A 12852-nucleotide genomic window follows, 5' to 3' on the forward strand; every position below is an offset into this window, starting at 1 on the left:
AATAAGCGAAAGATCTTTGGGATACCAACCGAGGCGGAAAGAAAAAAGCGAAACACGCCTTTAAGCGTCCACCTCTGAGAAACCTCCTGGATCGACTACTTTGGACGCGGTTTCGCTTTTTTCTTGGAGCCGGGCACAGACGCTTCCAGCAGGTATCCCAAGAAGCTGGAGCGTTTTCTCCGCTTTCCTCGCCTCCACCAAAAGCAATGTTAACCGTGTTTTTCATGCCCCAGCCCAAATCGAGGAATACTACTTCACAACGATGCCGAGGAATGCCCGTTACAGACAACCCTTAAACACCTTTACAAAAAAATTACTTGTCTTCCGCATTGACCATTGGCAGACTGAGAATGTAGAGAGAAAAAAAGAGGACGTGCGTCAAAAATAGCCTTACCAGCAAGAGGGTAACTCTAGGGGGAAACGAGCAAATGATAAAGGTATTAGTGGTGGATGACGAAGTTTCTATTGTAAAGCTATTGCAGTTCAATCTAGAAAAATCAGGTTTTCAGGTAATTACCGCTTTTGACGGCAGACAGGCATTGGATATGGTGAAAAGCGAGCAGCCTGATTTCATTATTCTTGATTTGATGCTTCCGAAAATGGATGGCATGGATGTATGTAAGACACTTCGTCAGGAACGAATCAATACGCCGATCTTGATGCTTACTGCCAAAGATGACGAACTGGACAAGATTTTAGGCCTTGAGCTCGGGGCAGACGATTATTTAACGAAGCCTTTTAGCCCGCGGGAAGTTATTGCCCGGGTTAAAGCGATTTTACGCCGCTTCCAGGCGACTCCAGAAGCAGCGACTGCCCCAGAGGATGTAGTTCTGCAGTTTGGGGAAATCCGTATCTATCCGGAAAAGTATGAAGTGTTTTGCAAAGATGCGAAGGTCGAGCTGACCCCGAAAGAATTTGAACTGCTCCATTATTTGGCTAGTCACCAGGGGCGTGTATTGACACGTGATCAATTGCTCAATGCAGTGTGGAACTACGACTTTATTGGAGACTCCCGTATCGTTGACGTGCATGTAAGCCACTTGCGGGAAAAGCTGGAGGATGACACGAAAAATCCTCGGTATATTAAAACGGTTCGCGGTTTAGGTTACAAACTGGAAGGTTAACTGGAGGCACTACCTTGACTCGCTTTCGAATCAAACTCACCCTGACCATTCTTGGCTTAATCTCATTGGTCCTGTTGCTCATGGGCATGTATTTTGCCAAGGTGCTGGAAAACTCGTATCTCCAGTCGCTACATGAGCTGTTGTCTCGCGAATCCAAGCTCGTTGCGCAAGCAGTCCGCTTTCCGAATGTCTTTTCTAACCAAGCGACGCTGGAAGACCGTGTAAAACAGGTTGCTCCATCTGAGGAAGTACGGCTCACCGTCATAAACGAAAAAGGTCAGGTGCTCTACGACAATAGCTCGCATGCAGACGAGATGGAAAACCATCATGATAGACCTGAGTTTTTGGCCGCGCTCAAAGGCGAAACGGGCATCTCGCGTCGCTATAGTGAAACATTGAAGTACGACATGATGTATGTAGCAGTACCGGTAGAGCAGGGAACGAAAATTGTCGGTGCTGTGCGATCGGCCATGTCTATGAAAGACATCACGGATACGATTCACAATATGTGGTACAGCCTTTTGACAGGGCTCTTAGTTACGTTGGTCGTCGGTTCGATTGTCGTTTCACGCATTTCTTTTTCCATCATTCGACCTATCGAGGAAATCACCCGCGTAGCCCGCAATATTACACAAAGACAGTACGAAAGTCGCGTACGGATAAAAGCCAAGGATGAGATCGGACAACTGGCTGGCGCCATCAACTTCATGGCTTCCAGTCTGGAGCAGCAGATGTACGAGATTTCGGAGAATCAGCAGCGACTTTCAGGCGTACTGACCAATATGACCAGCGGTGTCATTTTCATCTCGGAGCAGCGCCGAATCATGCTCGTCAATCCTGCGGTAGAAAAGCTGCTCGGGACACCGGGCCATGAGATTGTGGGCAAGCTGCACATTGAGGCGGGAAAAAGCTTTGGCCTGAGCCAGTATATTGATCGCTGCCTGGACAAAAGCGAGAAGTTTCGTGAAGAGGTGCATATCTACTATCCGCAGGAGCGTGTCCTGGACGTCAATTTTGCTCCGTATATCAATTTCAAGGGAGAAGAGAGAGGCGTGGTAGTCGTCTTGCACGACATCACCGAAATCCGCCGTCTCGAAAAGATGCGCAGTGACTTTGTCGCCAACGTCTCACACGAGCTGCGTACGCCGATCACTTCGATCAAGGGCTTTACAGAAACGCTCCTGGAGGGCGCGATGCAAGATGAAGAAACGTGCCGCAACTTCCTGCAAATCATTTCAGATGAGAGCGAGCGACTCTACCGGATGATTCGCGATATATTGGATCTGTCCAAAATTGAGCAAAAACGGATTCCGCTGCAAGTAAGCAGAATCCATCTGCAAGAAATGATTACCTCCGCTGTCGCCATCATGAATGATCAGGCTCAGCGAAAGGAATTGACGATCACACTACCGTCACCGCAACCAGATATTTGGCTAATGACGGATAGGGATTGTCTGCAGCAAATTATTTTGAATCTGTTGACGAATGCTATCGTATACACGCCAGAAGGTGGAGCGATTACGATCCGAACGGAAAAAGAGGATCGTATCGTAAAAATTCAAGTGATGGATACGGGAATTGGTATTCCGGAAAAGGACCTGACGCGCATTTTCGAGCGTTTTTACCGAGTAGACAAAGCGCGCAGCCGGGATTCAGGAGGTACGGGTCTTGGTCTTGCCATCGTGAAACACCTCGTAGACAATTTGCACGGGCATATTCGTGTCGATAGCATTGAAGGCAAAGGAACGACATTCACGGTTACCATTCCTTATACGTAAAGAACAACCTCTTAAAATATTTACACAAAGATAATAGTAGCTTTACCTGTACGATACAATCCCCTTGTACTATTTGTCGTGACAGACAAATGAAGGGGGATAAGAGAAATGACGCGGCATGCTTTCGAAGAACAATTGGATGTTCTGCACCGCAAGCTCTTGACAATGGGCACGCTGGTCGAAGAAGCCATTCACAAATCGATTAAAAGTCTCGTAGAGCGGGATGTAATGCTGGCAGAGCAGGTCATTGCTAGCGATCCTGTCATCAATGAGCTGGAGCAGGAAATCCAAACGGAATGCTTTCGTTTGATTGCACTACAGCAGCCGGTAGGAAGCGACCTAAGGCGCCTCGGAACGATGCTGAAGCTGGTAACGGATCTGGAGCGTATGGGCGATCACGCGGTTTCGATTGCCAAAACGACACGCCGTTTAATGGCAGAGCCGTACGTCAAGCCGTTGATCGACATTCCATTGATGGCTGATCACGTCAAAGCGATGGTCAGAGATTGTCTGAATGCCTATATCGCCCGAAACAAGGAAGCAGCCGAAGAGATTGCCGCACGGGATGATATTGTCGACAAATTGTTTTCGACGATCTTCCGGGATCTGATCGAGGTTATGACCAAAAATGGCACAGCCATCTCTCAAGGAACGCATCTATTGCTGGTAGCCCAGTATCTGGAACGGATTGCCGACCATGTAACCAACATCTGTGAATGGATTATCTACATGGCGACTGGCAAAATGACAGATTTAAATAAGTAGCGCGTGTCGCATAAATGAAAATGCAGATCAAAAAGTCGTTGTGAGCCGTTGCTTGCAGCGGCTTTTTTGCATTCAGGTGGGTCATGATAGATGCCCATTTCCTTTTTGGTGCATACAATAAACCGTTCCATATGGCAGGCGAAGCACGGGAGGGATTGACTTGGCACAAAGAGAGCGTCATATATTCGCTGCGGGGAATACCGCGAGAGGTTACAGAACGTTTTATGACTCTGTATTGGAAGGTATGGAGCGCGTCTACATCCTGACAGGTGTAGTGGAAGGAATCACGTCAGGCTTGATTGAAACGATTGGAAATGAGCTCGGCAGAAAAACCAACCACATCGAGTGGATTCACTCTCCATTTATGAATGGCCAGTATGACGGTGTCATTTTTCACGAATGGAAGGCAGCGATCATGGACGGCAGCTATCCGCGCATCTGGAGACCGTCAGCACCTGGCGTCACTGAAATTCAAGTTAATTTGCAGACCTGTGTGGGGATTGACCAACTAACTCGGTACAAAGGGCAAATTGGGGCGTGGTATGAGGAGATTTTCCGTATAAGTGAGGAGGCGTATGCGGCTTACGGTGAAGCACTGCGCATCCACGATGAGTGGGAGGCTCCTTATATCGCGAATCTCGATCGGGAGAAAGCCAATCGCGTGACAGAAGAAGTGCTGGCACTGTTTTTCGGGGACGAGAGCCTCGGTAAAGAATCCCGGGTGCGCCGCATGTATTTAGGAGCAGCTACGCCACAAGGACCGGTCGATCACATTATGCAGCTGACCGACCATTTGGAGAAGCGCTATTTCCTTAAAGGACGCCCTGGCTCCGGGAAATCAACCATGCTGAAAAAGCTGGTAAGCGAAGCGCAGAAGCGAGGCTTTGAAGCAGAAGTATACCATTGCGGTCTGGATCCGCACAGCTTGGACATGGTGATCGTCCCTGAAAAAGGACTTACCATTTTTGACAGCACGGCTCCGCATGAGTATTTCCCGAGCAAAGAGACGGATGAAGTCATTGATATGTATGAGCGCGCAATTACTCCCGGGACGGATGAAAAGTACCAGGAGGAGCTCATGGACATCAAAGTCCGCTATCGGCAGAAAATGCAAGAAGCTACAGCCCTGCTGGGGGGAGCAAAGGAGCTACGCGAGCAACTGAATAACGTCTACCAGGAGGTAACCGATCAGCCGCGGCTCAAAGCTGTTGCTCAGGCTATCATGAGTAGACTTGCACGGATGAGCTGATTCCACATCGCATGAAACCCGTTCGACTGTTCATACTACAAAAAGGAGGTGAGCAGCCGGATGGGTTTTGCTTTGGCTCTGGCTTTGCTGTTGCTAGCCAATCCCCTTGATCCTACAGGTTTTTTGCAGGTGCAGATGAAAGACAAAACGGTTGCGATAGCTGATCGTGCCGATTACACGCTGGCCGTTGAGGGTGTTTCTCTGGTCGATGAACACCGCTTGCAAAAAATGGTAGAGGCTTTGGCGAAGATGGTGCATATCGAGCCTATTAATGCAACAATTAACGAAAACGATGCAATCGTTCCTGAAAAAAAGGGACGCAAGCTAAATGAAAAAGTGTTTATTCAGCAGTTTTACGACTACTACTATGGCAATGGGGCAGTCACGATGCAGGTCCCTGTTCAAGAGGTCTATCCAAAAGTAGACCAAGCCCTCATCTCTCAGGTACGGAAAAAAATGATCGGGCAATATACGACCTACTTCAATTCGGGAAATAAAAACCGTTCTCATAATATCATGCTGGCATCTATGGCAATTAACAACTATGTGGTGCTGCCGGGTGAGACCTTTTCCTTTAACAAGGTAGTAGGCAAGCGAACAAAGGAAAAAGGCTATCTGCAAGCACCCGTCATCGTCAAGGGAGAGCTTTCTGAAGGGATAGGGGGAGGGATCTGTCAGGTTTCCTCCACACTCTATAATGCGGTGGACAAGGCTGGACTCCATATTGTTCAACGCTATTCCCACAGCAGAGATGTAGCCTATGTTCCTCCTGGCAGGGATGCGACTGTGAGTTGGTACGGTCCTGATTTCGTCTTTCAGAACAAATATGCCTACCCGATCATGATCCGAGCTCGTTCTTATCATGGGAATATGTATATCTCTGTTCATTCCTTCCCAGAGATTGAGTATGAGCCAAGGCATGTGCCAAGTGTCCACCATCATACACCGGAAGAAGGACCGGCAAGTCCGCCGATTCTAACTGAGCCGACACTGCCTTCCATGTAAGGCAGTGTCGGTTTTTTTGCGATTTCGAAATAAAGAAGGGGCTAGCCTAGTAGGCTGTTATATGGAAGGTATTTCTGTTACCTAGATAAAATTTAATGTGAAGAAATAGTTGCCACAGACTCAAAAAAGGCGTATAGTTTTCCGTGTGATAAATTTCGCGTACGAAATATTAGGTAGGAAAGGAGTGTATCATGAACAAACCAGTGCATATCCGGGACTTGCTGAAACGTTTGAACAAGACGTTTGGCACAATGGCTACGAAAGAACTGTGCAAATACGGCCTGACGGTCCCGCAGTTGGTGGTGATTCGGCAAATTCTAAATCAGCCCCTTACGATCGGGCAGATTAGTAAAGCCGTTGATCTTTCGTATAGTACAGTCTCTGGCATTATTGATCGCCTGGAAAGAGAGCAACTGGTAGAGCGGGTGCGCGACGAGAATGATCGTCGAGTTGTCTGGATACGAAAAACGAATAAAATTGTAGAACTGTTTGAAAAAGTGGACCTTTTGTCTGGCGAGTTCTATAAACGCAGCTTCCACGGCTTTTCCGAAAAAGACCTGGATGGCATTATCTATTCATTGGAAACGTTGATATCGAAATTAGAAGAGACAGAAAGTTGAGGAGAAACCATGAAGCGAAAACTGGTATTGTATGTCATTTTGCTCCTGCTCGTGGTAGGTGGTGGAGGCATCGGTTACTACTATTGGTATCAAGGTGCTCACTATGTGACGACACAAGATGCACGGATTGCTGGAGACATTTATCGGGTCATGCCCAAAATGACAGGCAAGCTGACCGGACTCGCAGTAAAAGAAGGCGACGCCGTAGTAGCTGATCAAATTGTTGGACAGCAGGATACAACCAATATCGCAACCAACCTGTTGGAAAACAGCTTGTTGCGCTCTCCGATTACAGGAACGGTCATTAAGACGCAGGCAAAAGAGGGAGAAGTTGTCTCCATGGGACAATCCGTAGCTCTCGTCATTGATGAAAGCAAGTTGTACATCTCCGCCAACCTGGAAGAAACAGAGATCGAGCGATTGAAACTGGGGCAAAAAGTTGATTTCACGCTGGACGCATACCCAGGCAAAAAACTGAGCGGACACCTGATGGAGATTGGGAAGGCAACGAATTCCACCTTCTCCCTGATGCCAGCTACCAATACTAGCGGGAACTTTACCAAAGTAACCCAGCGTATCCCGATTAAAATCGCCATTGATGATGATTCAGGTCTTCATTTGGCTGCCGGTTTGAACGCCGAGATCAAAGTGCACGTGAAGGAGATGTAGTGAGGCATGAAAAAAGCAGCACAATGGAAAGCAATCGCTGTGGTAGTGGCGGCCGTTTCACTTATTGCCGCTGGCTGTAGTGATTCGTCTTCGGCGTCTTCCGGAGAAGAATCGCTTCCGGTTGTTAAAACGTGGAAGGTCGCATCTACTGGGTCCGGTTTGACTGCAAATGGTAAAATCGCTCCATCTGAAGAAATTCAGGTTGTATCCAAAGTTTCTGGCAAGGTAGCAGGCGTGAATGTGAAGGAAGGCTCTGTTGTCAAAAAGGGAGACGTTCTCGTGACGCTGGAAGCCGCTGATTATCAGCAGCAAATTAATCAAGCCCAGGCAGCTATAGCAGGCGCACAAGCGAAGCTGCGAGATACGAAAGCAGGAACCCGCACGCAGCAGTTGCAACAGCTGTCTAGCGGCGTTGCTCAGGCACAGGCGAGCTTGAAGGTTTCGGAGAGCAACTACAATCGGATGAAGGCACTTTTCGACTCTGGCGCACTGTCTGCGGCTGAATTGGAAAAAGCTACACTCGACCTGGAAAAAGCGCGCACCGGTCTGGAGCAATCCCAGGCACAATACGATTTGGCAAAAGCAGGTCCAACATCGGATACGGTAGCTGCCTTGCAAGCAGAAGTAAGTCGTCTGAACTCCAATTTAGAACTTGCGAAAAGCAGCTATGATAATACTGTGATTCGCTCACCAATCTCTGGTATCGTTGCGAAACGCAACATTGATCCAGGCGAAATGGCAGGAGCAGGTTCCCCGCTGCTGATTGTAGTAAATATGAATGAAGTCAATGTGGAAGCGAGTGTATCCCAAGACCAAATCAACAGCGTCAAGGTTGGTTCTACTGTCGATGTAAAAGTAGGCAGCTTGGGCGGAAAAGTTATGAAGGGAACAGTTGAATTCGTTTCACCAATCTCTGATGCCAACAGCAGCTCATTCCCGATCAAGGTAAATGTCGCGAATCAGGATGGACAGCTTCGAGCAGGTATGGTAGCAGAAGTCGTGCTCCAAGGCCAGGCAGAACAAGGAACGAAAATCCCGACTACTGCTGTTCTCGAAAAGGATGGCAAACAGTACATCTACATGGTGGATCAAGATGTGGTACATGAAGTAGAAGTAACGGTCAGCAATGCGAGCGGTGATTGGACTACCGTCACTGCTGGTGTGAAAGACAACGATCAAATAGTGCTAAACCCAACGGACAAATTGTCTGAGGGCAGCAAGGTGATCGCAAACTAGCGGGGGTGATGACATGGCGGAAGCGGTGGCACAGCGAGAGGATAAAGGCGGAAACGGCGGAATGTGGTTGTCTCTTGTCGCTATCCTTTCGGGAACCTTCGTTGCGATTCTGAACAACAGTTTGATCAACGTCGCCCTGCCGACGATGGTCAGCATCTTCGGTTCCTCAACCGAGACGATGCAATGGGTTTTGACCGGATATATGCTGGCGAACGCAGTTATGATCCCGATGAGCGGTTCTTTATCCGCAAAGTTCGGAGCAAAGAAAATTTTTGTACTATCCTTAGCCTCCTTTACACTAGCATCGGTCCTATGCGCCCTTGCCTGGAGCGATACATCGCTGATTGCGTTTCGTGTTGTTCAAGGTGTGAGCGGAGGAATGATCATGCCGATCGGGATGTCGATGATCTACATGATCGTTCCGCGGGAAAAGATCGGGATGGCTTTGGGAATCTTCGGGATTGCCTCGATGACGGCACCTGCGCTTGGTCCGACCCTCGGCGGTTATCTCATTGAATTTTTAAGCTGGCAATTCTTGTTTTTGGTAGGGGTTCCTTTTGGGATCTTTGCGGTCATTATGAGTATGGTACTGCTCAAAGAGACACCGAAAAAGCCAGAGCTGAAGTTCGACTTTTTAGGGGCTTTTCTTGCGATCGTTGGCTTTGGCGCTCTCCTCCTTGCATTTAGTAAAGGGCAAGCAGAGGGTTGGACCTCCTTTTTTATCGTAAGCTTATTCTTCGTCGCAATCATGAGCTTAGCGCTGTTTGTCTGGGTAGAACTTGGCAAAGAGCAACCGCTCTTGGACCTGCGTCTGCTCAAGATTCCGGTATTTTCCATCAGCATCCTTACATCGGGCTTCGTCATGATGGGGATGATGGGCGGGATCTTTCTGATGCCGATCTTTTTGCAGAACATCCAGGGAATGACGGCGATGGAATCTGGTCTTTTGCTTATGCCGCAATCCATTGCGATGGCTGTCATGATGCCGATCAGTGGCAAGCTCATGGATAAGTACGGCGTAGGGCCGATTGGTTTGGTTGGCTTGTCGATCATGAGTATAACCACTTTCGAGCTGCATAATCTGGCGGCAGACAGCATGCACTCCTGGATGAATATGATTTTAACGATTCGTGGATTCGGTATCGGTTTATGCATGATGACATTGTCGACTGTGGGGATGAACGCTGTTCCGCGTGCGAGTGTAGGGGATGCTTCACCCCTCTCCAACGTATTGCGACAGGTCCTGAGCTCGTTTGCGATTGCGATTTTGACTGTCATTATGCAGGCGCGCCAAACTTTTCATCTGGCATCTATCTCCGACAATTTGAACAGTGACATGGCCACACAGTTCATCAGCGGGATATCAGGGCTTTATACGCAGGCAGGTGTCGATCCGGCGAGTGCGTCCGGGGGAGCCAGTATGATTCTGTACGGGATGATGGCAAAAGAGTCGATGGTTCAAGGGATTGGGGATACCTTCCTCATTTCTGCGATTCCGATTGTCATTTCCATTCCACTCCTTTACTTCCTGCATCAGAAACCGAAAAAACCGGAAGCACCACAATCACAAAAAACAGCAGCCTAAGGCTGCTGTTTTTTGCGGTCATGATCCGCATTCGTATCAAAAATCAAGAGGTGATCAATCGTGCAATAAAGTAAATGATTCGACCTACGATGTAGCCAAGCAGGACCGTCCAGCCGATTTTGGCCCAGACGTTTAGCCCCTTTACGAACTCACGCAGGCTTTTCCGACGAGGTGGTTGCTGATTCTGATTCAACAGGGTTCACTCCTTTGGCGGGTTGGTTATATCGGATGAACAAATAAATGCCAGCGATAATGATGAGACCGCCAATCCATTGCGGAAGCGTAACGATTTCACCCAGGATGAAGTAGGCTAAGATAGCTGTTCCAATCGGCTCTCCGAGGATGCCCATGGAAATGGTCGTCGTATTGAGCCACTTGATAATCCAGTTGAAGATGGAATGACCGAGCAGTGTCGGAAAGAGGGCAAGACAGAAGAACCAGCCCCAGTCAGAAGCGGGATACCCAATTAATGGGTAGCCTAATACCAGATCATAAGCAACGAGGATCAAGCTCGTCGCGGAGTACACGACCAGCGTATACGCAAAGGAAGACAAATGCTGCCTGACGTATTGCCCGACCAGCCAATAACCCGTCACGGTTGCTGCACCCAGCAAGGCGAGGGCATCGCCTAATAGCGCCATCCCGCCGACCTGAAAATCTCCCGAACCAATGACAAAGCTGCCTACGATCGCAAACAATCCGCCTGTAAGTGCCATCAGCCGTACTTTTTCCCCAAAAAAGAAATAGCCGCCGATAAACGCAAATAATGGCTGCAAGGTTACGAGTACGGTTGAACTGGCTACAGATGTGTAATTGAGAGATTCAAACCATAATAAAAAGTGGCTGGCTAAAAATGCACCTGACAAAATACAGAGTAGCCACACTTTTTTGGGCATTCTTCCGATCTCACCAAGGGCCCCACGATTCCAAAACAGAAACGGGAGTGTCAAAAGCACCGAAAAGACGAGCCGGTAGGTAGCAATGATCGGCGCCGGAGCGTCAGATAGCTTGACGAATATTGCCGAGGTAGAAATGGCAATCACTCCGATGAGCAGAGCCAAATAGGGGGGGAACAACGGTTTTTCCAATGTTTTCTCCATGTGTACACCTTCTTGCGGTTGTTGTGCGTAAATAGCCACGATGGACTCTATTGTACCGTCAAGGTGAAAAATTCACAATGTTATGCGTACCCAGTTGGCTGAAAGGTTTTTATTAAACAGGAAATCCTACAAGCATGAGAAACCGACACACTTATTACTTGTTAGTTGCGCTTATGATGGTAATGGCTTGTTTTCCAAGCAAGAGTGAGGCTATACCGCTCACACCCATTCGTATTCTGATTGACGTCGGGCATGGAGGTATTGATTCGGGCACATCTCATGGCAACCTATACGAGAAAGACATCAATCTGCAAATTGCCAAACGTCTGTATCAACATTTAACAGCTGCCGGGTACAGTGTGGCCATGAATCGGGAAGAAGACATTGCTCTGAGCGATGATAACCGCTGGCTGAATAGCCGCTCCAGGCATCTGCGCGACTTGGCCCAGCGCAAAAATCTCGTAAAAGAAATCGTCCCGCAGATGATGCTCAGCTTGCACGTAAACTGGTCTTCTGATACAAAGCGGAGTGGTCCATTGGTGCTTTATCAAAGCAATGAGCAAAGCTACATGCTTGCAGATCTTTTGCAAGTGTCTCTGAACAATCTGTGGGGTACCAAAGCCAACCCAATAAAGGGCAAGACCTATTACATGCTGCGGCATAACTACTGTCCGTCCGTCATCGTCGAAATGGGCTTCATTAGTAACGGATCAGATCGTAAGCAATTAACGAATCCAGATGGGCAAGAAAAAATCGCTCAGGCGATTACAGCAGCCGTGAGCGAATATGTGATCCTGACGGGAAATCTGAAGATGGAGGCATTGGTTGAAGAGAGCTGGTGGCAAAAACTAGTGGATGGATTGATGAATTAATTTGGAGATGGTGACAAACTCGGCCTCCTTCTGTATGCGCGGGATATACTGACGCAGAACGGAGGCTGTTTTTTTGCCCGGAGGACCGACGTGACCGATGGCTACACAGAGCGGGTGATTGCCAATGCGCTTGCACACCTTTTCCATTTGCTGGGTGATATGAGGGACAGAGTATACATCATCGAGAAAAATCTGGTTTTCAGTATGCGGTACCCCCATCTCGGTTGCAATTTTGGAAGCTACGCTTTTATCTGTCGTTTTACTGTCGAGATAGATCAGCCCCCGTTCTTTGACGACACTCATGATAATACGCATGATCCTCTCGTCTGCTGTCACTTTTGAGCCCATGTGATTGTTCATTCCGATGGCATGCGGCACATCATCAATCGCTTTTTGCACCCGACTGCGGATTTCTTCATCAGAGAGATCCGTTGTAATTGCCCCTGGTCCAAGCCAGGAGCGTTTTCCTTTTACAGGCTCCATCGGCATGTGGACGAAGACGTCATGACCTTTTTGATGGGCTAGCTCTGCATCTTGCTTCGTGCTGGGCAAAAACGGCATGACTGCAACGGTCAGGGGCACCGGAAGAGCCAAAATTTCCGCTGTTCCAGACATGTTATTGCCAAAATCATCAATGACAAAGGCAACCACCTTTTTCGTAGGGTGCTCCTGCTCGGTGGATAAAGAGGCTGCACCAGTCCGACCTGTACTTAAAAGCAGCAGGACAGCAATAAAAAAAGCAAAGGATTTTTTCCAATACATACGATCGCCTTCCTTGTCCATTTTTTTCATAGTCTGTTCAAGCGATCCACTATTTACCCAGCTCATTCATAGACTTGGCTTAGATGA

13 protein-coding genes are annotated in these 12852 nt (G+C 48.2%); 10 read left to right on the forward strand and 3 right to left on the reverse strand.

Annotated features, from left to right (window positions below):
• Nucleotides 1-428 precede the first annotated feature (428 nt).
• The 9 genes from ACIFQN_RS00710 to ACIFQN_RS00750 all read left to right on the forward strand — a co-directional run bounded on the left by ACIFQN_RS00710 (nucleotide 429) and on the right by ACIFQN_RS00750 (nucleotide 10031).
• Nucleotides 429-1124, forward strand: a complete 696-nt coding sequence (locus tag ACIFQN_RS00710) for a winged helix-turn-helix domain-containing protein (RefSeq protein WP_429831102.1) — start codon at nucleotides 429-431, stop codon at nucleotides 1122-1124.
• A 14-nt stretch (nucleotides 1125-1138) separates the two neighbouring features.
• Nucleotides 1139-2902 (forward strand): two-component system histidine kinase PnpS, encoded by a 1764-nt coding sequence (gene pnpS, locus ACIFQN_RS00715; RefSeq protein WP_429831103.1) that lies wholly within the window; start codon nucleotides 1139-1141, stop codon nucleotides 2900-2902.
• Nucleotides 2903-3010: 108 nt separating this feature from the next.
• Nucleotides 3011-3667: a phosphate signaling complex protein PhoU gene (gene phoU / locus ACIFQN_RS00720; RefSeq protein ID WP_429831104.1), complete on the forward strand. Its 657-nt coding sequence runs from the start codon at nucleotides 3011-3013 to the stop codon at nucleotides 3665-3667.
• Nucleotides 3668-3827: 160 nt separating this feature from the next.
• Nucleotides 3828-4916 (forward strand): hypothetical protein, encoded by a 1089-nt coding sequence (locus tag ACIFQN_RS00725; protein ID WP_429831105.1) that lies wholly within the window; start codon nucleotides 3828-3830, stop codon nucleotides 4914-4916.
• A gap of 60 nt (nucleotides 4917-4976) precedes the next feature.
• Nucleotides 4977-5921 carry a VanW family protein gene (locus ACIFQN_RS00730; RefSeq protein WP_429831106.1) on the forward strand — a complete coding sequence of 315 codons (945 nt, stop codon included), beginning with the start codon at nucleotides 4977-4979 and terminating at the stop codon, nucleotides 5919-5921.
• 191 nt (nucleotides 5922-6112) lie between these two features.
• Nucleotides 6113-6541 (forward strand): MarR family winged helix-turn-helix transcriptional regulator, encoded by a 429-nt coding sequence (locus tag ACIFQN_RS00735; protein ID WP_429831107.1) that lies wholly within the window; start codon nucleotides 6113-6115, stop codon nucleotides 6539-6541.
• Nucleotides 6542-6550: 9 nt separating this feature from the next.
• On the forward strand, nucleotides 6551-7210 hold the full coding sequence (locus tag ACIFQN_RS00740) for an HlyD family efflux transporter periplasmic adaptor subunit (protein ID WP_429831108.1): 660 nt from the start codon (nucleotides 6551-6553) through the stop codon (nucleotides 7208-7210).
• A gap of 6 nt (nucleotides 7211-7216) precedes the next feature.
• Complete coding sequence (locus tag ACIFQN_RS00745; RefSeq protein WP_429831109.1) at nucleotides 7217-8446, forward strand: efflux RND transporter periplasmic adaptor subunit; 1230 nt, start codon at nucleotides 7217-7219, stop codon at nucleotides 8444-8446.
• A 13-nt stretch (nucleotides 8447-8459) separates the two neighbouring features.
• The gene (locus tag ACIFQN_RS00750; protein WP_429831110.1) at nucleotides 8460-10031 is read left to right on the forward strand and encodes a DHA2 family efflux MFS transporter permease subunit; all 1572 of its coding nucleotides are present in this window, start codon (nucleotides 8460-8462) and stop codon (nucleotides 10029-10031) included.
• Nucleotides 10032-10074: 43 nt separating this feature from the next.
• Here the strand turns inward: ACIFQN_RS00750 and ACIFQN_RS00755 are convergent, their stop codons facing one another.
• Together ACIFQN_RS00755 and ACIFQN_RS00760 are read right to left on the reverse strand one after the other, a co-directional pair.
• Complete coding sequence (locus tag ACIFQN_RS00755; RefSeq protein WP_429831111.1) at nucleotides 10075-10224, reverse strand: hypothetical protein; 150 nt, start codon at nucleotides 10222-10224, stop codon at nucleotides 10075-10077.
• Complete coding sequence (locus ACIFQN_RS00760) at nucleotides 10181-11131, reverse strand: DMT family transporter (protein ID WP_429831112.1); 951 nt, start codon at nucleotides 11129-11131, stop codon at nucleotides 10181-10183. Before ACIFQN_RS00760 ends, ACIFQN_RS00755 begins: the two co-directional genes overlap by 44 nt.
• Nucleotides 11132-11265: 134 nt before the next feature.
• On the opposite strand from ACIFQN_RS00760, the gene ACIFQN_RS00765 reads away from it, so the two are divergent.
• Nucleotides 11266-12003, forward strand: a complete 738-nt coding sequence (locus tag ACIFQN_RS00765; RefSeq protein WP_429831113.1) for an N-acetylmuramoyl-L-alanine amidase family protein — start codon at nucleotides 11266-11268, stop codon at nucleotides 12001-12003.
• Here ACIFQN_RS00765 and ACIFQN_RS00770 read toward each other — a convergent pair.
• Complete coding sequence (locus tag ACIFQN_RS00770) at nucleotides 11980-12765, reverse strand: divergent polysaccharide deacetylase family protein (RefSeq protein WP_429831114.1); 786 nt, start codon at nucleotides 12763-12765, stop codon at nucleotides 11980-11982. The two genes, ACIFQN_RS00765 and ACIFQN_RS00770, sit on opposite strands and share 24 nt — an antisense overlap.
• Between the last annotated feature and the right edge of the window lie 87 nt (nucleotides 12766-12852).

The sequence above is a fragment of the Brevibacillus sp. NRS-1366 genome, from assembly GCF_050467985.1.

What these genes read in the sequence shown, in the direction of transcription:
- phoU (WP_429831104.1), top strand. Translation starts at nt 3,011, where the DNA reads ATGACGCGGCATGCTTTCGAAGAACAATTGGATGTTCTGCACCGCAAG.
- ACIFQN_RS00735 (WP_429831107.1), top strand. Translation starts at nt 6,113, where the DNA reads ATGAACAAACCAGTGCATATCCGGGACTTGCTGAAACGTTTGAACAAG.
- ACIFQN_RS00750 (WP_429831110.1), top strand. Translation starts at nt 8,460, where the DNA reads ATGGCGGAAGCGGTGGCACAGCGAGAGGATAAAGGCGGAAACGGCGGA.
- ACIFQN_RS00710 (WP_429831102.1), top strand. Translation starts at nt 429, where the DNA reads ATGATAAAGGTATTAGTGGTGGATGACGAAGTTTCTATTGTAAAGCTA.
- ACIFQN_RS00740 (WP_429831108.1), top strand. Translation starts at nt 6,551, where the DNA reads ATGAAGCGAAAACTGGTATTGTATGTCATTTTGCTCCTGCTCGTGGTA.
- ACIFQN_RS00770 (WP_429831114.1), bottom strand. Translation starts at nt 12,765, where the DNA reads ATGTATTGGAAAAAATCCTTTGCTTTTTTTATTGCTGTCCTGCTGCTT.
- ACIFQN_RS00765 (WP_429831113.1), top strand. Translation starts at nt 11,266, where the DNA reads ATGAGAAACCGACACACTTATTACTTGTTAGTTGCGCTTATGATGGTA.
- ACIFQN_RS00745 (WP_429831109.1), top strand. Translation starts at nt 7,217, where the DNA reads ATGAAAAAAGCAGCACAATGGAAAGCAATCGCTGTGGTAGTGGCGGCC.
- ACIFQN_RS00730 (WP_429831106.1), top strand. Translation starts at nt 4,977, where the DNA reads ATGGGTTTTGCTTTGGCTCTGGCTTTGCTGTTGCTAGCCAATCCCCTT.
- ACIFQN_RS00760 (WP_429831112.1), bottom strand. Translation starts at nt 11,131, where the DNA reads ATGGAGAAAACATTGGAAAAACCGTTGTTCCCCCCCTATTTGGCTCTG.